At 67.4% G+C, this 1,410-nt stretch carries 1 protein-coding gene and 1 pseudogene; both read left to right on the forward strand.

The genetic code is table 11. From position 1 onward, the window contains the following. Nucleotides 1–223 (forward strand): annotated as a pseudogene (locus tag ACOADB_RS20720) (hypothetical protein); the annotation flags it as partial. A 9-nt stretch (nucleotides 224–232) separates the two neighbouring features. Further along, the gene (locus tag ACOADB_RS20725) at nucleotides 233–1,318 is read left to right on the forward strand and encodes a phosphatase PAP2 family protein (RefSeq protein WP_378602888.1); all 1,086 of its coding nucleotides are present in this window, start codon (nucleotides 233–235) and stop codon (nucleotides 1,316–1,318) included. The last annotated feature ends 92 nt before the right edge of the window (nucleotides 1,319–1,410 follow it).

Consider the following 1,410-nt stretch of genomic DNA (forward strand, 5'->3'; position numbering starts at 1 on the left):
GATCGGGCCCGACGACGGTCCCCCGGCCGTCGTACAGGAGTTCCGGCTGACGCCGGACGGCAGTCGGCTGGTCGTCACGGTCGACGGGGTCGGCGATCTGGCGGGACTGGGGGCTCCGGGGTGGACGCCGGCCGCGGGGGACCTGGCCGCCGTACGGGTGGATCGGCGGGGCCTGGCCGTCATCGGCGATCTGCTGCCACCCCCGTCAGGAGCGGTCTCCTAGACTGCCCCGGTGTACCGCCGCGCCTACACCCTCCTCATCGGTACGGCGGCGCTCATGCTGGGCCTGGCGGTCTTCACCGCGGTCAAGCTCGACCGCCGCCTGCTCGACCCGGAGGGCAGCTTCCTCGGACCGTCCTACATCCGCCTGCCGTTGCTCCTCATCGGGGCGCTGCTGCTGGACCTGTTGCCGCTGACCCTCTGGAAGGCCCGCGGCCGTCCGAACCGGGTCATGCCGATCGTGCGGCACCGCCTGAAGACCCACTGGACCAAGGAACGCGCGACCCTGGTGGCGATCGGTGTCATCAGCTTCTACCTGACCTACGTCAGCTACCGGAACCTCAAGTCGTTCCTGCCGTTCGTGCGGTCCGACCCGGCCGCTGCGCCGGGTGAGGTGAGGGCGCTGTCCTACGACCGCGAGCTGCACATCATGGACCGGGTCATCTTCTTCGGCAACGACCCGAGCGACGTCCTGCACGCGATCCTCGGCAAGACGGTCACCGCCGAGGTGCTGTCCCCGATCTACCTGATGTTCCTGCCGCTGGTGCCGCTCGGCGTGACGGCCTGGCTGGTGTGGTCGCGGAACATGTCCTTCGGGTACTGGTTCGTGACGTCCCAGTGCCTGGCCTGGTCGCTCGGCACCCTGTCGTACTACCTGCTCCCCACGCTGGGCCCGGGCATCGCCTACGCCGCGGAGTACTACGGGACAGGAGGCCTGGCGCACACCGGCACCACCGACCTGATGAACGGGATCGTGAGAGCCAGGGGCAATGTCCTGTACGGCGGCGCGACCGGGTCGGTGAACTCCATCGCCGGCTTCGCGAGCCTGCACTGCGCGATCACCCTGCTGTTCGCACTCATGGTCCAGTACACGCTGCGCTCGAAGATCCTGAAGTGGGTCTTCTGGGTGAACTTCGGCCTGACGGTCGTCGCCACGCTGTACTTCGGCTGGCACTACGTCGCCGACGACATCGCGGGCATCGCGATCGCCGTCGTGTCCTTCTACCTGGGCGGGATCGCGAGCGGGCAGAAGTTCGATAGGGGCCTGCATTCGCATCCGACGACGACCACCTCCAAGGTGCCCGTCGACGTCGACTGACGGTCCGCCCGAGAGTTACACCGTCGTAGTTCGTCAAGCCGACACGCCGGTGAGTCCTGAGAATGTTGGGATTTTTGTTTCGGATGTGACGA

The organism is Nocardioides sp. CPCC 206348 (assembly GCF_048654705.1).
In the GTDB taxonomy this organism is placed as follows: Bacteria; Actinomycetota; Actinomycetes; order Propionibacteriales; family Nocardioidaceae; genus Nocardioides.